Source organism: Caenimonas koreensis DSM 17982, from assembly GCF_009646335.1.
Taxonomy (GTDB): Bacteria; Pseudomonadota; Gammaproteobacteria; order Burkholderiales; family Burkholderiaceae_C; genus Ramlibacter; species Ramlibacter koreensis.
This window is the reverse complement of the sequence record NZ_WJBU01000008.1, coordinates 97,334-113,901: the sequence shown is the minus strand read 5'-3', so window position 1 is coordinate 113,901 and position 16,568 is coordinate 97,334. Positions and strand designations below refer to the sequence as shown.

General features: G+C 61.5%; 18 protein-coding genes. 10 read left to right on the top strand and 8 right to left on the bottom strand.

Annotated elements, in window-relative coordinates; genetic code table 11:
• The first annotated feature begins 22 nt into the window (after nt 1-22).
• From GHT07_RS09095 to GHT07_RS09080, 4 genes are all read left to right on the top strand, one after another.
• The gene (locus GHT07_RS09095) at nt 23-907 is read left to right on the top strand and encodes a GTPase family protein (protein WP_194792889.1); all 885 of its coding nucleotides are present in this window, start codon (nt 23-25) and stop codon (nt 905-907) included.
• A gap of 520 nt (nt 908-1,427) precedes the next feature.
• Entirely contained in the window at nt 1,428-1,727 is a 300-nt protein-coding gene (locus GHT07_RS09090; protein ID WP_153584762.1) for a hypothetical protein, read from the top strand.
• A 5-nt stretch (nt 1,728-1,732) separates the two neighbouring features.
• The gene (locus GHT07_RS09085; RefSeq protein WP_153584761.1) at nt 1,733-3,130 is read left to right on the top strand and encodes a hypothetical protein; all 1,398 of its coding nucleotides are present in this window, start codon (nt 1,733-1,735) and stop codon (nt 3,128-3,130) included.
• Between the two features lie 343 nt (nt 3,131-3,473).
• A complete protein-coding gene (locus GHT07_RS09080) occupies nt 3,474-3,797 on the top strand; it encodes a nucleotidyltransferase family protein (protein ID WP_153584760.1) in 324 nt (107 codons plus the stop codon).
• On the opposite strand, the gene GHT07_RS09075 is transcribed toward GHT07_RS09080, so the two are convergent.
• The 3 genes from GHT07_RS09075 to GHT07_RS09065 all read right to left on the bottom strand — a co-directional run bounded on the left by GHT07_RS09075 (nt 3,794) and on the right by GHT07_RS09065 (nt 5,026).
• Nucleotides 3,794-4,102, bottom strand: a complete 309-nt coding sequence (locus tag GHT07_RS09075; protein ID WP_153584759.1) for a type II toxin-antitoxin system RelE/ParE family toxin — start codon at nt 4,100-4,102, stop codon at nt 3,794-3,796. The two genes, GHT07_RS09080 and GHT07_RS09075, sit on opposite strands and share 4 nt — an antisense overlap.
• Nucleotides 4,099-4,386, bottom strand: coding sequence for a YlcI/YnfO family protein (locus GHT07_RS09070; protein WP_153584758.1), 288 nt, complete (start codon nt 4,384-4,386; stop codon nt 4,099-4,101). The genes GHT07_RS09075 and GHT07_RS09070 overlap by 4 nt, the downstream gene beginning before the upstream one ends.
• Before the next feature lie 181 nt (nt 4,387-4,567).
• Complete coding sequence (locus GHT07_RS09065; protein ID WP_153584757.1) at nt 4,568-5,026, bottom strand: hypothetical protein; 459 nt, start codon at nt 5,024-5,026, stop codon at nt 4,568-4,570.
• 233 nt (nt 5,027-5,259) lie between these two features.
• Here GHT07_RS09065 and GHT07_RS09060 point away from each other — a divergent pair, with 233 nt between their 5' ends.
• From GHT07_RS09060 to GHT07_RS09050, 3 genes are read left to right on the top strand one after another with little or no spacing between them, the layout of a single operon-like run.
• Nucleotides 5,260-5,901 (top strand): helix-turn-helix transcriptional regulator, encoded by a 642-nt coding sequence (locus tag GHT07_RS09060; protein WP_194792888.1) that lies wholly within the window; start codon nt 5,260-5,262, stop codon nt 5,899-5,901.
• A 40-nt stretch (nt 5,902-5,941) separates the two neighbouring features.
• Complete coding sequence (locus GHT07_RS09055) at nt 5,942-6,193, top strand: type II toxin-antitoxin system Phd/YefM family antitoxin (RefSeq protein WP_153584755.1); 252 nt, start codon at nt 5,942-5,944, stop codon at nt 6,191-6,193.
• Nucleotides 6,194-6,200: 7 nt separating this feature from the next.
• The gene (locus GHT07_RS09050) at nt 6,201-6,653 is read left to right on the top strand and encodes a type II toxin-antitoxin system VapC family toxin (RefSeq protein ID WP_153584754.1); all 453 of its coding nucleotides are present in this window, start codon (nt 6,201-6,203) and stop codon (nt 6,651-6,653) included.
• A 21-nt stretch (nt 6,654-6,674) separates the two neighbouring features.
• Here GHT07_RS09050 and GHT07_RS09045 read toward each other — a convergent pair whose 3' ends face one another.
• Nucleotides 6,675-7,634, bottom strand: a complete 960-nt coding sequence (locus tag GHT07_RS09045) for a DUF2268 domain-containing putative Zn-dependent protease (RefSeq protein WP_153584753.1) — start codon at nt 7,632-7,634, stop codon at nt 6,675-6,677.
• Between the two features lie 116 nt (nt 7,635-7,750).
• Here GHT07_RS09045 and alaS point away from each other — a divergent pair, with 116 nt between their 5' ends.
• Nucleotides 7,751-10,375: an alanine--tRNA ligase gene (gene alaS / locus GHT07_RS09040; protein WP_153584752.1), complete on the top strand. Its 2,625-nt coding sequence runs from the start codon at nt 7,751-7,753 to the stop codon at nt 10,373-10,375.
• Nucleotides 10,376-10,408: 33 nt separating this feature from the next.
• On the opposite strand, the gene GHT07_RS09035 is transcribed toward alaS, so the two are convergent.
• On the bottom strand, nt 10,409-11,821 hold the full coding sequence (locus tag GHT07_RS09035; RefSeq protein ID WP_153584751.1) for a hypothetical protein: 1,413 nt from the start codon (nt 11,819-11,821) through the stop codon (nt 10,409-10,411).
• Between the two features lie 239 nt (nt 11,822-12,060).
• Nucleotides 12,061-13,227 carry an ABC transporter substrate-binding protein gene (locus GHT07_RS09030; RefSeq protein ID WP_323740855.1) on the bottom strand — a complete coding sequence of 389 codons (1,167 nt, stop codon included), beginning with the start codon at nt 13,225-13,227 and terminating at the stop codon, nt 12,061-12,063.
• Between the two features lie 177 nt (nt 13,228-13,404).
• Between GHT07_RS09030 and GHT07_RS09025 the strand changes: the two genes are divergently transcribed.
• Together GHT07_RS09025 and GHT07_RS09020 are read left to right on the top strand one after the other, a co-directional pair.
• A complete protein-coding gene (locus tag GHT07_RS09025; RefSeq protein WP_323740862.1) occupies nt 13,405-13,851 on the top strand; it encodes a TlpA family protein disulfide reductase in 447 nt (148 codons plus the stop codon).
• Nucleotides 13,852-13,872: 21 nt separating this feature from the next.
• On the top strand, nt 13,873-14,976 hold the full coding sequence (locus tag GHT07_RS09020; protein WP_153584750.1) for a transglutaminase-like domain-containing protein: 1,104 nt from the start codon (nt 13,873-13,875) through the stop codon (nt 14,974-14,976).
• On the opposite strand, the gene trmB is transcribed toward GHT07_RS09020, so the two are convergent.
• Both trmB and gluQRS read right to left on the bottom strand, forming a co-directional pair.
• Complete coding sequence (trmB, locus tag GHT07_RS09015) at nt 14,942-15,688, bottom strand: tRNA (guanosine(46)-N7)-methyltransferase TrmB (protein ID WP_323740854.1); 747 nt, start codon at nt 15,686-15,688, stop codon at nt 14,942-14,944. The genes GHT07_RS09020 and trmB overlap by 35 nt on opposite strands.
• The gene (gluQRS, locus tag GHT07_RS09010; RefSeq protein ID WP_323740853.1) at nt 15,685-16,566 is read right to left on the bottom strand and encodes a tRNA glutamyl-Q(34) synthetase GluQRS; all 882 of its coding nucleotides are present in this window, start codon (nt 16,564-16,566) and stop codon (nt 15,685-15,687) included. Before gluQRS ends, trmB begins: the two co-directional genes overlap by 4 nt.
• Nucleotides 16,567-16,568: the final 2 nt, after the last annotated feature.

Here is a 16,568-nt window from a genome sequence, read left to right as displayed (position 1 = left end):
ATCCACACCAAAGGAGGATTCCATGATTCATCGAAAGAAACTGAAGCGTGTTCTACAAGCAGATTTGTTAAAGGCCTTTCGTGAGAACAAAGTGCCAGAGGAAATGATTAAGAATCTCGAAGAAAAAATTGCCGAACTGGGGGAATTCATTCCTACAGTCGGGATATTTGGCAAGACCGGAGTTGGTAAATCGAGTTTGTGCAACGCCCTGTTTGGAAAGGACACAGCAAGGGTTGCAGATATAGATGCGTGCACAAGGCATCCTCAAGAAGTGTTTATTCAAATGAGTCAGGACGGGTCGGGCATCACTGTCATTGACCTACCCGGCGTGGGCGAAAACAAGCTTCGCGACGCGGAGTACAAAGCGCTCTATCAGCAAGTGATTCCGAAGCTCGACCTCATCATTTGGGTCATCAAAGCGGATGACAGAACGTTCACGGTAGACGAGTCTTTCTACGACGAGGTCATCAAGCCCCAACTTGAGCTCGCCAAGACGCCATTTCTTGTCGTGGTGAACCAGGTTGATCGACTCAATCCAATTCGAGATTGGAACACCGAGGCCAACCAGCCCGGGCTCGCCCAGATGAAAACGATCGGAGAGCGGACGCATTGGGCGTCTGACAAGTTTCGTGTTCCAACACATCAAGTGATTGCCATCTCCGCCGTCGAGAAGTACAACCTTGGAGCACTTGTTGAGGCAATCATTGACATCGTCCCAAACGACAAGAAGCTCGGATTCCTAAATCAAATGGAGGAGGACGTCACGACTGAAAAGAGCGAACAGTCGGCCTTTGCGGGAATCGTCGAGTACCTCAAGGACGCCTACAAAGAAATCAAACCGTATATTCCGGAAATCATCGCCGCACTGAAGTGGCTCTTTAAGGTGGCCAAGACCATCGTGATCTAAGTTGCGACACCCTTCGGTTCCGACTATCGACTGAGGCTCAACCGAGATGGGACAGACTTTCCCTTGAGCTGAAGTGCTGGTCCTAGCGTGCTGGCGATCGGAACCAAACAACAATCCGGCACTGGCCCGCGCTTCCTGCGGAACGTCTTGTCGCGATCTGTCCACTTCATCACGCTTCGACTCTCGCACGTCCACAAGGGTCCCGCGTCCTTCTTGAAAACCACGAAGTCGCTTCTCGTGTCGGCACAGATCACCTCGACGATGCAGCCGAGATTTTTTCATGTACAGCGCGCACAACCAGTGCAAGGTCACCGGGCCGGCATCGTGTAGGAGCTTGAATCGATGGTGTGTTGAGGTCTGGTTCATCCATCCGCTCAATGCAGTTTTTCACGCAGCCATGACGTGAGCCTCGCATCCCACGCGTTCGCTCCCAACCCCTGTCCAAGCGATCAGCCCCCAGGCTCACCCCCTGAGCCCACCCACCCGCACCATGGCTCCCCCGCCGCCCCAGGAGTCACCCATGCCACCCGATCCCGCCTCCGGCATCCGCCTCACCACTCATGCCTCCATCCGCCTCCAGCAGCACGGCAGTCCGTCGTGGTTTCTCGCGCTGCTCATGCAGCACGGCAAGTCGATGCACGACGGGCATGGCGCTGTGCTCAAAACGGTGAACAAGGACACGCGTCGCCGCTTGCAGGGCGTGCTCAGCCGCACGCAATACGCGCAGGCCGAACGGTTCTTCGATGTCTATGCCGTGGTGGTCGGCGAAGAGGTGGTGGTTACGGCGGCGCATCGCACCAGGCGCCGGTGCATTCACTAGTGGCCATGCGCGATTCGACCATTCACCACCCCGCGCTGCTCGCCCACGCCGGGCGCTTCGTGCGCGAAGCAAAGCGCATCGGCGCGAACGCTCGGTCCGCGGGTTTGTTCGATCTGCCTATCGAAGCCAATGGCTTGAACGGCCACACGCTGCGCGAAGCTGAGGCGATTCGTGCTTTGCGGATGTTGGGCGAAGCATTCGGCTTGCATGGCGATGCGCTTGTCGAATGGCACAAGCTCATCGTCAGTGGCGATGAGCCACGCGTCGATGGCGGGCTTGTTCGCACCCATCGCGCGGCGCTGCCCGACTTGCTGCTGCGCGCGCACACGCTGGCGCTCTTTCAAGACCGCGAGGGGCACGGTGGTGAATACCTGCGCGTGTGGCGGCGCACGAAGCCTTTGCGCCGTTTGCTGGACGATCTCAGCGCGGCATCTGCATGCCTGCCACTGGCCAAACGTGTGCATGAGCTCGCGTGCCTGCCAGCGGTCGATGGTCATGCGCTCTTGCGTGTGTGCAGATCGCGCCGGCTTTATGACCAGCTGCTGGTGCATGCACCACATCTCGTCTGGTTCATGCCGGGCGTGCATGCGCTGGCGGGTGCCGGGGTGCCGCTCACGGGTATGCGCGACATGCGCGATGTGCTCCGCTCCGAGGGTCTGACGAACGCCGGTTGGCGCTGGTTGGCGGTGAATGCGCCTTATCGGCTGTATGAGTCGATGAACAACGGGCCTAGCTTGCAAATCATGCTGGCCAATGTGTTTGGTGCGATCGGCCCGCACTTCGCGCCATGCGATTTTTTCTGCGGGTCTGTGTGGGAGCCCGCTCTTGAACTACAGGTGGCGGGCTGGCAGCCATCGGATATCGCGCAGGTGATTCACGCCGCGTGGCGGCACTTTGATGCGATTGAAGCCGTGGACGACCGCGACCACTTCATGCATTCGACCTTTCGCCTGGTGATGGAGTGGTTGGTCGATTTCGGATGGGCGCCAGACGTGAATCAGCGGCGCGCTGGGTGGGTCGCGCTTGAGAGGGCGTGGCGTGTGTCGATTGGTGCAGATCGTGGGCCGCTCGTGCGATGGAGTGTGCCCATCGCCTCGGTTGAGCATCGCGGGCTAGTGGCCTATGCAATCGACAACAGCCACTGGTTGTGGAGCGAGGGGCAGGCGCTGAGCAACTGCGTGGCTGACTTGCTTGACGAAGTGTCGATAGGGGACTTGCTGGTGTTTGTGGTGCGCGATGAGAGCGACAAGTCGATCGCTATGTTTTCGTTCAAGGTTGCGCTCGGACCGCACTTGTGGGTGGCGGATCAATGCAAGGGGCGGTTCAATCGGGAGGTGGGGGAGGGCAGGGTGTCGGAGTTGATGGAGAACGTGTTGAATCGGGTGCGTGCCCTCGATCCGTGATGGCTTGCCAGGGCCGATGTCGTGGAAACGGCTAAGGTGCTGATTACTGTCAGTGGTGAAGGCGAGTTTGCGGATCGCTTGCTTGCGATGGCGGACTGAGGCTCAATTGCATTGGGTGTCCATTTGTTGCCAAGGCCGCTAGCATCGGCCTCATGACCAAGAAGAACACTTACCTTCCGGACGAGATGAATCGTCTTGTCGATTCGCAAGGGGAGCAAGACAGGCAGGAACTGAGGCGGCTTGTGATGGACGGCGCATCGTCCCCGCGAACCGGCGAGGCAAATGCTCCGTATTTCGCAGCGTTGCGCGCACGTGCAAGTGGCGGCCGCAAAGTTCAATCAACATGCACCCAAGCCTGAACATCGACGAAGCGACAGTCGCCCGATTCTGCGGGGCGCGTCACATTCGGCGCCTCGCGCTTTTTGGTTCCCAGCTCAAGGGCACGGCTCGGCCTGACAGTGATGTCGATTTGCATGTGGAGTTCGACGCTGCGCATATGCCCGGTCTATTCGGCGTTGCCGCCATGGAGATCGAGCTATCGGACTTGTTGGGTGGGCGCAGGGTGGACTTGCGCACCGCCGGCGATCTGTCGCGCTACTTCAGGGCCGAGGTCGTGGAAACGGCTGAGGTGCTGTTTGCGTGCTGCGTGGCAAGCAATACCCGTTAGTGATAGTCGTTTTCTCTTTGGTGCCGTAAGGCGAGCACGGTGACGGTGGTGGCATCGTCAATCTCAAACAGGGCAACGTAGCCTGTCGCGCCAAATGGGATCACCAATTCCCGGATTCTGGGACCGTGCTCGCCATCACCCGCCTTGCGGCACGAAAACGGAAACTGCTCCAGCAGGCGCAGTGCGTCCTTGATGACGTTCAGTGCGCGCTCCGCAGTTGCTAGGTCATGCTCCAGGAGAAAGTCGTACAGGCGCAGAAGATCGGCTTCGGCTTGCGCCGTGAATCGGACCTTGTAGCTATTCATCGACCTGCCATGGATCGTCCGGCTTTTTTCTTCGCAGCGGCGAGCCGTTTTTCCAGTTTCCCTATGACGGATTCCGCGCTGATGTACTGGTTCTGTTCGCGAGCGTCTTTCGCTGAGCGCAGGCCCCGCGCAAGAAAATCGCGATCGGCTTCGCGATGGCTCACATAGCTGGTCAGCGCAGCCTCCATGAGTCCAGACAGCGTTTCGCCTTGTCGGAGTGCACGTTCGGCTGCGGCGCGCAGCTTGGGTTCAACTCGCAGGGCGGGCAGTGTGGCGGTCTTCATGGTCGCTCCTTGATCATTGCATCGCAATTGTAATGCGTGGGCTGGATCGACTGGCCATGAGTAGTGAGGTGGAGATGCTGCTGTGTTTGGCCCGCGCCGCTGTGCCCCCACCCCAACCCTCCCCCAGAGGGGGAGGGGGCAAGACCAGCTAGGTCGTCAGGCCTCGCCCCTGCGCCACCACCTACGCCACCAATTCCCTGAACGCCGTGTGCTGCCAGCCACTCGCAATCTGCTCCAGCTCCTTCAACGCCCCACCACGCAGCTCTTCCTGCCCCTGCGCCCCCTGGAAGTTCGCTGACACCATCCGCGGGAAGTGCAGGCCAACCCATTTGGTGGTCGCGGCAATGGCTTCTTCTGAGTCGCTGTCGGTGAACTGGATGGACTTGTCGTCCTTGAAGTCGTAGTGCATGTACACGCGGCCCGGCTCTGGCTTGACGCCTGGCGGCGCCTTGTCGAGCCACTTCAGCCGCGCCAGCACTTGCACCTCGCCCTTGCGCCCCTTCGGGGTCTTCAGGACCCAGATGTAGTCAGGGTAGCCGTCTAGCAGCGCCTGCATCTTGCCGGCATCCGCCTTGAAGTAGCCCAAGCGGCCCGCCTTCAAATCGGCTTCGAAATTTTTCCAGTAGTAAAGGACGTTCATGGGCCATTCTCGTCTACTGGCCGGATTTGGCCGCATCTCCTACAAATGAAGGAGGCCGCGCGGGCAGTCCCTATTGTTTCAGTCAACGATTCCTGCGATTCTTGCGGTGCCTCTTTCAAAGCGGCAATCACTTCAGGGAAGAAGAAGTAATCAAAAAATGAAGTGGGGATTAGCCAATGAGTGAGTTTGTACGTCTGTCGCAGTACCCGGTATTACTTGGGGGCAGACTCGGAATGACGCGGCGCGAGTTGATGTCGCGCCACGGCATCTCTCCAGCGACTTTCAAGCGCGACCTGGTCAAGCTGCGCGAGCAGATGCAGGTGCCCGTGCGTTTTGACCGCGCCACGGGCCGCTACCGTGTCGAGTCGTCGCAGCCAGCCACCGCCGCGCAAGCGCTGTGGTTCAGCGGCGATGAAGTGCTTGGCCTGTTGACCATGCAACGCGTTCTGGCTGAACTGTCGGGTGGCAAGCTCGGTGCCAAACTGCGGCCGCTGGGCGCAAAGCTGAACCAGTTGATGGCCACGAACGGGTTGCCTGAGAGCGCCGTTGCTGATCGCCTGCATGTCGTCCCGCCAGACGAGCGCGGCCCGGCACCACCTTTGTTCGTGGTTGCTGCCAGCGCAACGCTGGCCCGCAAGCGGATGAAGGTCACGCACAGCGACAGGCAGACTGGCGAAGTGCAGGAGTGCGAGATCTCGCCGCAGCGCCTGGTGCACTACCGCGACAACTGGTACATCGATGCGTGGTGCCACCAGCAAGACAACCTGCGCAGCTTCCCGGTCAGCTGGCTTGGCAGCGCCCAGGCGATGGATGAAGACGCCATCGAAGTCGAGCCGCAGGTGGTGGCGCTGAAGTTGGGGGCGAGGTACGCGTAGCCTGTGAGACAATCCGTACAGTCTGTACAGAAAGTCAATCATGCGAGCAACGCGCACCCTCGGCCTGGAAGAAGGCCGCAAGCAGCTGCCACAGTTGGCAGCCCTTGCCCATGCGGGCGAGGGTAGTTTGCTTACCAAGCACGGAAAGCCTTACGCAGCCATCGTGTCGCCCGACCTGCTGGTGAAGTCGCGCCGCAAATCGGCGCTTCTGTCCCTGCGCGGGACTGGCAAGGGGTTGTGGGGCAAGTCAGCAGCCAAGTACGTCGCTGAGTTGCGAGACGACTGGAGCTGACGCGCAAATGGCCACACGCAAGGTTCAGCCCCTGTGGGGCGGGTTGGTCGACGGCGATCTTGTCGTCGTTGACACCGCGCCCCTCATCTACATGCTGGAAGACAACGCACGCTACTTCAAGTTGTTCCAGGGCTTGTTTGAGGCCGTCGATGGTGGGCGGCTGCGCGTTGCCATATCAACCATCACAATGGCCGAGGTCCTCGTAGGTCCGCTCAAGCAAGGCCTCGACGCATTGGCCAAGCGCTACGAAAGGGCGTTGGAGAGCTTTGAAGTCGTTCCGGTTTCTACAGAAATTGCAGTGACTGCAGCTCGCCTGCGGGCCGCGACGGGCTTGCGACTGCCGGACGCGTTGCAAGCGGCGACGGCGCTTGAGGTTGGTGCCGCAGCGCTTGTGACCCATGACAGGGACTTCTCAAAGCTGGAAGGCCTGAACGTTTTACCAGGCGATACCGGTCACTAGGGCTTTTGCCTTGGTGGCGCGCTACCGCCCCGCCTCCATCTCCTCCAACGCCTTCTCGATCTTCACACGCACCTGCGCAAACGGCATCTTGGCCAGTTCCTGCAGGGTGTGCGTCTTGCCGAGCTTTGATGCGATGAGGTAGCCCACGTAGTAGCCGGCACGCTGCGGCGGCTCGCCGTTTTCTCGCGCGCCGGTGAAATAGCGCTGGTAGTCCTTCTTGTCGCGTGAATCGAGCAGCTGGCGCATGTCGCGTGCAATGCGCGGCAGGTCGGCCTTGACGCGGTCGGGTGTTGATTTGGGCAGGGCAAAGATCGATACGCCGCTGGCTTGCGGGTTGAGCGCCTGCGCCACGTAGGTTGCCAGCCCTTCACGCCACAGCGCACCCGCGAACAGCGTGCTGTGCGCACCGTTGCCCTTGAACTGGTCGTGGTACAGGTGAAAGAGCTCGTGGTGGAAGAAGGGCTGCGGGTCCACATCCGCGCCATACACGTAGCCGATCATGTCCACGCCAAAGAGCAAGGTGGTCTTGCCGTCGATCTTGCGCGTGCCGCCGTCAAAGCCGCCCAGCGTGTGCATGAAGTAAATGTTGCCGCGAAAGTCCAGGTCCGGGAATGTCTGGCGAAATTTTGCTTCGTAGCGTGGCAGGTCGGCCGCGATCGAATCGGAGACTGCTCGGATCTGCGCGGTCTTGTCGCCCATCATTCTTTGCGTGCGCACAAAGCGCTTCGCAAGTTCCACATCAACGGGCTTGGTCTCGTCCAGGCCTATCACCCTGGCGGTGTAGATCTCGGGGTAGCGCTCGATGACGAGTTCGCGAAAAAGTTTGAGCTGCGCATTGGCATCGAGCCCCTTGGCTGCGGCCTCGTACTTCCAGTAGTCGGGCATCGTGTTGATGACGCGGTAGGTGGGGTCTGCGGCATGTGCCATGCAGGCCGCAACCAGGGCCAGGGCTGTGAAGAGGGAACGGGCGATCTTGAGCATGGGAAATAAGAGCGACACCTATAATGAAAAGTTCACCCGAACCGAGTCAGATCAAGCATTCACGCGGGTTTGCGCCGTTCCATTCTGCGGCGTTTGCCACCCGCATCCACAGCCCTATGAGCAAGCCCAATTTTTCAGTCGCCGACATCCGCAAGACCTTCCTGGACTTCTTCGCGTCCAAGGCGCACACGGTCGTTGCTTCCAGCCCGCTCGTGCCGGGCAACGACCCGACGCTGATGTTCACCAACTCGGGCATGGTGCAGTTCAAGGACGTGTTCCTGGGCACCGACAAGCGCCCCTATGTGCGTGCTGCCTCCGTGCAAGCGTGCCTGCGAGCCGGCGGCAAGCACAACGATCTTGAAAATGTGGGCTACACCGCGCGGCATCACACCTTCTTCGAGATGCTGGGCAACTGGAGCTTTGGCGACTACTTCAAGCGCGAGTCACTCGTGTGGGGCTGGGAGCTGCTCACCGAGGTGTACAAGCTGCCGAAAGAAAAGCTCTGGGCCACCGTTTATATCGACGACGACGAGGCTTATGACATCTGGACGAAGGTCATTGGCCTGCCCGCTGACCGCGTGGTGCGCATCGGCGACAACAAGGGCGCGAAGTACGCGTCCGACAATTTCTGGATGATGGCCGACACCGGCCCGTGCGGCCCGTGCTCTGAAATCTTCTACGACCACGGCCCGCACATCCCTGGCGGCCCGCCCGGCTCGCCCGAGCAGGATGGCGACCGCTATATCGAAATCTGGAACCACGTGTTCATGCAGTTCGACATGCAGGCCGATGGCAGCGTGAAAAACTTGCCCGCACCGTGCGTTGATACGGGCATGGGCCTGGAGCGCCTCGCAGCGATCCTGCAGCATGTTCACAGCAACTACGAGATCGACATCTTCGATGCGCTGATCAAGGCCGCCGCACGCGAGACAGGCGTGACCGATCTTGAAAACAAATCATTGCGCGTGATCGCCGACCACATCCGCGCCACGTCGTTCCTCGTGAGCGACGGCGTGATCCCGTCGAACGAAGGCCGCGGCTATGTGCAGCGCCGCATCATCCGCCGCGCGATCCGCCATGGCTACAAGCTCGGCAAGAAGACGCCGTTCTTCCACAAGCTCGTGCCCGATCTCGTGGCGCTGATGGGTGAGGCGTACCCGAACCTGAAGGCCAACGAGAACAAGATCATCGACACCTTGAAGGCAGAAGAAGAGCGCTTCTTCGAGACGCTGGAAAACGGCATGGAAATTCTGGATGCCGCGCTTGCCGGCGGCCAGAAGGAGTTGCCCGGCGACGTGGCCTTCAAGCTGCACGACACGTACGGCTTTCCGCTCGACCTGTCGGCAGACGTCTGCCGTGAGCGTGATGTCACGGTCGATGAAGCGGGCTTCAACGCCGCGATGGACAAGCAGAAGGCGGCAGGCCGCGCGGCTGGCAAGTTCAAGATGGACCGCGCGCTTGAATACGCGGGCATCGGCAACGCATTCACCGGCTATGAAAAGCTCGAAGAGTCGGCGCGCGTGGTTGCGCTGTATCACGGCGGCGCGTCGGTGCAGCAGCTCCATGAAGGTGAGCAGGGCATCGTCGTGCTCGACGTCACGCCGTTCTACGCCGAGAGCGGCGGCCAGGTCGGCGACAGTGGCGTCATCGCGGCTGAGGGTGTGCAGTTCGGTGTGGAAGACACGCAGAAGATCAAGTCGGATGTGTTCGGCCATCACGGCACGCAGACGCAGGGCACGCTCAAGGTGGGCGACGCTGTCGTGGCAAAGATCGATGCGCAGCGCCGCCAGGCCACCATGCGCAACCACAGCGTCACGCACCTGATGCACAAGGCGCTGCGTGAAGTGCTGGGCGACCACGTGCAGCAAAAGGGCTCGCTGGTCGATGCCGACAAGACGCGCTTTGACTTCGTGCACAACCACGCCGTGAGCGACGAGCAGATCCGTGAAATTGAAAAGCGGGTGAACGAGGAAATCCTCGCCAACCAGCAGACGATGGCGCGCGTGATGGAGATCGACGCCGCCAAGGCCACAGGCGCCGTGATGCTCTTCGGCGAGAAATATGGCGACACGGTGCGTGTGCTCGACATCGGTTCGAGCCGCGAGCTGTGCGGCGGCACGCACGTGCATCGCACGGGCGACATCGGCCTGTTCAAGGTCGTGAGTGAGGGCGGTGTGGCCGCCGGCATCCGCCGCATCGAAGCCGTGACGGGCGCCAATGCGCTGGCCTACCTGCAACAGCTGGAGTCCACCGTGCACAGCATGTCGGGCACGCTCAAGGCGGCGCCGACGGAAGTGCAGGGGCGCCTGTCGCAAGTGCTCGACCAGGTGCGTGCGCTCGAGAAGGAAGTCGCGCAGCTCAAGGGCAAGCTGGCTTCTTCAAAGGGCGACGAACTGGTTGCTCAAGCTGTCGACGTGAAGGGCATTCGCGTGCTGGCTGCGCTGCTCGATGGCGCTGACGCCAAGACGCTGCGCGACACCATGGACAAGCTCAAAGACAAGCTCAAGACAGCGGCCATCGTGCTCGCCGCCGTCGATGGCGGCAAGGTGCAGATCGCAGCTGGCGTCACCGCTGACAGCATGGGCAAGATGAAGGCGGGTGACCTCGTGAACTTCGTCGCCCAGCAAGTTGGCGGCAAGGGCGGCGGCAAGCCCGACATGGCCATGGCCGGCGGCACAGAGCCAGGCAAGCTGGCAGGTGCGTTGCAGTCGGTACAGGGCTGGGTGGCTGAGCGCGCCTGAGTCGGATGGTGCTTAGCCGAAACCCAGGTTGGGTCAAGATGTGAAAGGCGCGTTCATGAGTCCGCGCACGTGCACATCGTTCTCGTCCTCGATATCGCCCCCGTCATCGTCCTCGCTATCGTCCACCGCGTTGTAGAGACGCAGGATCACTTCCTGAACTTGGTCGTCCTGATTCCTGACCAGGCGGAAATGACTTTCAATCCTGCTTTGAAGCAGTTCCTCCCGAATTAGTTGCCAGTTGATATCCATTGCTTGAACGTCATGCGTCCCGAGCGACCGCGTCTTCAGCGCCGCTTCCAATACCGGCGCGATGTCGAATTCCGGATGGACCTTGCCGAGAATGCTCATAGATATTTCCCGGTTGCGCAATGCTTGCACCAGGCTTTCACCGAGCCGGGAGCGCTCAGCGGTGGTCATGGGAACGACTTCACCACCGACACTTTGAATTAGGTCGATCAGGCGAGCGAATGGGCTGTCAGCTTGCGCATTTTGACGAAGACCGTCCATGAAGTTGCGATGTGAGATTGTGTCGCTCATGTGCATTTTGCTCAGGAGCGCGTAGCAATACTGTCGGGCGTTAGTCAAATTCTGCGGTGTGGGCAACCCGTCGAAGATGTCATTCACTGTTTTTGCTGCAACAAGAATCCGATAGCCCCAGGACGTTGGCCCATCAGGCGGCAACGACGTGTCCTGCGATGCAGCCGCGCACGCGAACACCGTATCGACAAAAGGCTTGATCACGGCTTTGCTTGGGTCGTGAACATGCTGTTCGGCCACCTCGCACATCAAAGCCACGATGAACTTGGCCTCGCCAGCCTCGTCGTTTCCCCTGAGCGGCGCAAGGCGTTGCGCAAGCCTCTCGCACTTGTCGCTCCTGATCCAGGGCCGCAACTCTCCATCGAATGTCTGGCGCAGCAACTCGACAGAGTCCCATCCTCGGGATTCGATGATGCGACACCGCTGGTTCAGTACACTGCACGCGTTCGATACTCTGGCGAAATTGACCTCGTCTTTGTCCAGCATCTCAAGCAGTTTCATGCAGAGAAGCCGCACTGCCACGACTGCACTTTCCGCATCCACAAGCGACGTGGGTTGCAGACCCAGCCTGTGCGCATTGGCTGCTGCCAATTGATCTGAATTCGCATCACTCGGATTTGCGTGGGAATTTGCTGCCGCTACCAGCATGCGCTGGTGACCGGGATCGGAGCCGATGGCGGCGCGCAGGTGTTGCGACGTCGAACCAAGGCTGGCGACTTCATCTGGCCGCAGGAAGTTTGCGACAGAGATGACGAGGTCGCCGCCAAGCCGAGCCATGTGCCCCGCCTGCGAGAGCTGGCTTTGCGACGTCTGCAAAGGCCGGTTCGGCAGGTCGCTTTCCATTTGCTGCTGCGCGGCGTGTTGGGCGATGTGCATCCGGACCCGCGGCTGTGGCGTGGCGGCAGTCACGCGGCGAAATGGGTCGCCGGCTGGTCGCAAACCCTCCGCAGGCGCGGATCTGGTTGGTGGTGGCGCGACTGGGCGCATGGCGACTTCCCGTTTTGTTTGCGGAACGCACTGAGTAACGGGTGTCGGTAAATAGTTCCGATGCTGGAACGGTCTGAACTGGCAACTGCGGCTACGTTGGCCGAGCGAGCGGCCCAGGTACGCGCCGTACGGATTGGGCCCTCAGCAGGCGCCTGAAACGCTCAGCGCACGACTTTGCCGTCGGGCGTGATCGTCACCAGGTCAATCGCGCGGATCGAGTCGCGCAGGCCGGGGCGCAGGTTGATGCGGAAGCCGCCGATATCGAAGTCGGTCATCGACGCCATGGTCCGCTGCATGGTTGCGCGGTCAGCGCCCTTGCCGGCACGGCGAACGGCTTCGGCGAGCGTCTTTGCTGCGATGAATCCTTCCAGACTCTCATAAGAAGGCGTCTGGTCCGATGTATCGATGGCCGCGAGATATTCCTTCACGATGGGCGTCGCCGAACTCTTGGGTGACGGCACAACTTGTGAAACCACAACGCCGCCAATTTCCTTGCCCAGTGCCGTGAAGAGCGGGTCGATTCCGACCACGGAGAAGTTGAGGAATGCGCCGCCGTAACCCGTCTTGCGCAGCTTGCGGATGAAGGCAGCGGTTGAGTTGAAAAGCGACGCCTGGATGATGGCTTGCGGCTGCAGCTTGGCAATGGCAGCCACGGCGGCGTCCACCTTGTCGCTGTTCACCGGCACGAACGCAGAGCCCACGAGTGGCGGCAGCTTCTGGTCGGCCAGTGCCTTTTGCACGGCGTCGAGCCCGGCGCGGCCCATCGCATCATCTTCGGCCACCACGGCAATGCGCGACTGCCCGAGCGTCGCGCAATGCCTGACCATCTTGAACGCCTCGTCAAACATCGAAGGGCGCACGTGGAAGACGCTGGCATGCGCTGCGTCGCGCAAGGTGTCGGAGGCGGCGAAGGGCGCGAAGAAGATGGCGCCCTCTTTCTGGGCGATGGCGGCAACCGCGTCACTGCTGGCCGTGCCTACAAAGCCAAACAGCAGGTCGGCACCATCGGCGAGCAGCTTCTTCGCGTTCTCGCTGGCCTTGGCGGGGCTGTAGCCGTCATCGACCTGGCGCAGCTCGAAGGTGTAGCCGGGGTTGTTCTTGCGGCCATTGAATGAATCCATGTACAGCTTGGCGCCGCCGGCAAATGCAATGCCGATTTCGCTCGCCACACCGGTGAGCGGCACGGACTGGCCCAGGATGATCTTGCGTGCGGCACCTTTGGCTTGTGACCAGGCAGTGGTGCTGGCACCCAGTGCAGCAAGGCCGACAGAAGCGGCAGAGCTGGTGATCAGGGCCCGGCGTGAGATGGTGCGGTGCGTCATGTGCATGTCAATCCCCTTCGGCGACGTGCCCTGCAATTTCGATGCCTGACAATACTCCAGCGGCAATGGCAGGACAATCAGTGGATGCAGCACGCGCCGCGCAATCTCATGCAAGTTGCACATACGAGAAGGACATATCTTCGCGCTGCGCTCTCGTGGGCAGCGTGTGCGGCCTTGCCCGCAGTGGCAGCTGAATTCACGCCTTGGCCAGCAAAGCAGCCGCTGGCGCCGCTCGACCTGGTGGACCTGGACGGCCGGCACTGGACGTCTGCGGGCCTGCGCGGGCGTGCCGTGCTGCTGAACTTCTGGGCGAGCTGGTGCGAGCCGTGCCGCGCTGAAATGCCGACGCTGCAGCAGCTGGGCGAGTTCTACGGTGACAAACAGCTGGTCGTGCTCGCCATCAACTTCAAGGAGTCACGCTTGACGGCAGCGGGCTTCGCACGGCGCACGGGCATGGCGCTGCCCATCGTGCTCGACGCTGAAGGCAAGTTCGCGGCGCAGTGCGGCGTGCGCGCCTTCCCGACGACGATTGGCCTGAGCGCTGGTGGCGTTGCGCGCTGGCGAATGCGCGGCGAATTCGACTGGTCCACGGCGCAAGCGGGGCGCCAGGTCGAGTTGCTCTTCCAATAGGCGGTCAGCGACAATCGGCGCATGAAAACACGCCGCCAATTCATCCAGAGTTCCGTTTCCCTTTCCGTGTCCGCCGCTGCCGCTGGCTTTGCATTGCCAGGCTTTGCGCAAGCGCGAACGTTCGAGCCCAAGCCGGGTGACTGGCGCACGTTCGACGTGACGACGCGAGTCGATTTGCTGGCCCCCAAGGGCGTCACGCGCGTGTGGCTGCCGGTGCCTTCGGTCGATAGCGAGTGGCAGAGTTCGCTCGACAGCCGCTCCATAACAAACGGCAAGATCCAGATGACCAGCGACGGGGTGAGTGGCGCTCGCATGGTTTACGCCGAATTTGATGCGAACGAGCCCGCTCCGTATGTCGAGGTGACAAGCCGCGTGCGCACCAGGAACCGCGCGACTGACTGGCGAAGCCGCACCGCCGTGAATGAAGACGCGGACACGCTCGCGTATCACACGCGGCCCACCGCGTTGATCCCGACTGACGGCATCGTGCTGAAGACGGCGCTTGAGGCAACGCGTGGCGCCCGCACCGACGAAGAGAAGGCACGTGCCATCTACGACTGGATCGTTGCCAACACCTACCGCGAGCCGAAGGTGCGCGGCTGCGGCGAGGGCGACATCAAGTCCATGCTCGAGACAGGCAACCTCGGCGGCAAGTGTGCTGACCTGAATGCGTTGTTCGTGGGCCTGTGCCGCGCGGTGAAGCTTCCGGCGCGCGACTTCTACGGCTTGCGTCTCGCGCCATCAGCTTTCGGCTATCGCGAACTTGGCGGCAACTCCGCCAGCCTCAAGGGCGCGCAGCACTGCCGTGCCGAGGTGTATTTGCAGGCACGCGGCTGGACAGCGATGGACCCGGCCGATGTGGCGAAGGTGATGCGCCAGGAGACGCCCGAGTGGATCAAGACCACGCAGAACTCGCTGGTCGCGCCAGTGAACAAGGCGCTCTTCGGCGGCTGGGAGGGCAACTGGCTCGCGTGGAATTCGGCGCACGATGTGAAGCTGCCGAATTCCAGAGGCCCGAAGATGGGATTCGTCATGTATCCCATCGCAGAAGGCGCAGATGGGCGGTATGACTCTTATGCGCCCGATGACTTCAAGTACCAGATTTCTGCGCGAGAGATTGTCTAGCGGTCTGCCGCTGGAACACCACGTCCCACACGCCGTGCCCCAACTTCAGCCCGCGATTTTCAAACTTGGTGAGCGGGCGGTAGTCGGGCTTGGCGGCATAGCCTGACGCCGTGTTCTCAAGTGCTGGCTCAGCGCCCAGCACTTCGAGCATTTGCTCGGCATAAGGCTGCCAGTCGGTGGCGCAATGCAGGTAGCCGCCCGGCATCAAATGCCGCGCCAGGTTCGCCACCAGCGGCGGCTGCAACAGGCGGCGTTTGTTATGGCGCGCCTTGTGCCACGGGTCAGGGAAGAACACATGCACGCCCGCCAGCACAGCGGGGGCCAACATGTGGTCGAGCACCTCGACGGCGTCGTGCTGAATGATGCGGATGTTCGTCAGCCCCTGCTCGCCAATGCGCTTGAGCAGCGCGCCCACACCGGGCAAGTGCACCTCGCAGCACAGAAAGTTTTTCTCGGGCATCAGGCCTGCGATGTGCGCGGTGGCCTCGCCCATGCCAAAGCCGATTTCGAGGATCGTCGGCGCCTCGCGCCCGAAGGTGCTGGCGAGGTCGAGCAGCTCTGCCTTGTAGGGCACAAGAAACTTCGGCCCGAGTTCTTCGAGCGCGCGTGATTGGCCGGTGGTGACGCGGCCCACGCGCGTCACAAAGCTGCGGATTGATCGGGGATGGGCGACGCCTGCAGGCGCCGCGGGGGTGTTGCTGTCTTCTGTCACACCGTCGATTGTAAAAGTCGCCACTGGGCGGTCCACGCGAGCAACGCATCGGCAGCCTGACCCGCGTGCGGATTCAAGCCCAGGACACGCGCAGCAGCATTGAGCACGCGCAACGGATCAGACGTGTCGATGGCCTGTGCGCCGTTCTGTTTGGACAGCTTCTCGCCGTTGTCGCCCAGCACAAGCGGTGTGTGCAGGTACGAGGGCAATGGCAGGCCGAGCGCTTGCTGCAACTGGATTTGCCGCGCCGTGTTGTCCGCCAGGTCTTCACCGCGCACCACGTGCGTGACACCTTGGTCCGCATCATCAACGACCACGGCGAGCTGGTAAGCCCACAGGCCGTCCGCACGCTTGAGCACGAAGTCGCCCACGTCTTGCGCGACGTCCTGCCATTGCGCGCCCATGCGCCTGTCGAGCCAGTGCACCACGCCACCATCGCATCGAAAACGCCACGCGCGTGCGGGCTTGCCGTGCAGGCCGTCGCGGCAGGTGCCGGGGTAGATCAATTCGGTGTTGCGCTCGCGTGTGCGGCCCATGGCGACCAGTGCCAGCTCGATATCCTTGCGCGAGCAGCTGCATGGGTAGGCGCGGTGCCCGGCAACCAGTTGGTCCAGCGCGTGTTGATAGAGATGCCCGCGCTGCGACTGCCACAGCGGTGGTTCGTCGGCCACGAGCGAGCAGTCTGACAACTGGCGAAGAATTGTTGCTGCCGCATGCGGTGTACAGCGCGGCGTATCGACATCTTCGATACGCACGAGCCACAGGCCATTGCTGGCGCGGGCATCGAGCCAGCTGGCCAGCGCGGCCACCATCGAGCCCGCATGAAGGGGGCCGGTTGGCGAGGGCGCGAACCGGCCGACGTAACGCCGGCCGCTCACGC

Bases quoted from the DNA above. Each gene is read 5' to 3' on its own strand.
- GHT07_RS09095 (WP_194792889.1), top strand. From the start codon at position 23: ATGATTCATCGAAAGAAACTGAAGCGTGTTCTACAAGCAGATTTGTTA.
- GHT07_RS09090 (WP_153584762.1), top strand. From the start codon at position 1,428: ATGCCACCCGATCCCGCCTCCGGCATCCGCCTCACCACTCATGCCTCC.
- GHT07_RS09085 (WP_153584761.1), top strand. From the start codon at position 1,733: ATGCGCGATTCGACCATTCACCACCCCGCGCTGCTCGCCCACGCCGGG.
- GHT07_RS09080 (WP_153584760.1), top strand. From the start codon at position 3,474: ATGCACCCAAGCCTGAACATCGACGAAGCGACAGTCGCCCGATTCTGC.
- GHT07_RS09075 (WP_153584759.1), bottom strand. From the start codon at position 4,102: ATGAATAGCTACAAGGTCCGATTCACGGCGCAAGCCGAAGCCGATCTT.
- GHT07_RS09070 (WP_153584758.1), bottom strand. From the start codon at position 4,386: ATGAAGACCGCCACACTGCCCGCCCTGCGAGTTGAACCCAAGCTGCGC.
- GHT07_RS09065 (WP_153584757.1), bottom strand. From the start codon at position 5,026: ATGAACGTCCTTTACTACTGGAAAAATTTCGAAGCCGATTTGAAGGCG.
- GHT07_RS09060 (WP_194792888.1), top strand. From the start codon at position 5,260: ATGACGCGGCGCGAGTTGATGTCGCGCCACGGCATCTCTCCAGCGACT.
- GHT07_RS09055 (WP_153584755.1), top strand. From the start codon at position 5,942: ATGCGAGCAACGCGCACCCTCGGCCTGGAAGAAGGCCGCAAGCAGCTG.
- GHT07_RS09050 (WP_153584754.1), top strand. From the start codon at position 6,201: ATGGCCACACGCAAGGTTCAGCCCCTGTGGGGCGGGTTGGTCGACGGC.
- GHT07_RS09045 (WP_153584753.1), bottom strand. From the start codon at position 7,634: ATGCTCAAGATCGCCCGTTCCCTCTTCACAGCCCTGGCCCTGGTTGCG.
- alaS (WP_153584752.1), top strand. From the start codon at position 7,751: ATGAGCAAGCCCAATTTTTCAGTCGCCGACATCCGCAAGACCTTCCTG.
- GHT07_RS09030 (WP_323740855.1), bottom strand. From the start codon at position 13,227: ATGCACATGACGCACCGCACCATCTCACGCCGGGCCCTGATCACCAGC.
- GHT07_RS09020 (WP_153584750.1), top strand. From the start codon at position 13,873: ATGAAAACACGCCGCCAATTCATCCAGAGTTCCGTTTCCCTTTCCGTG.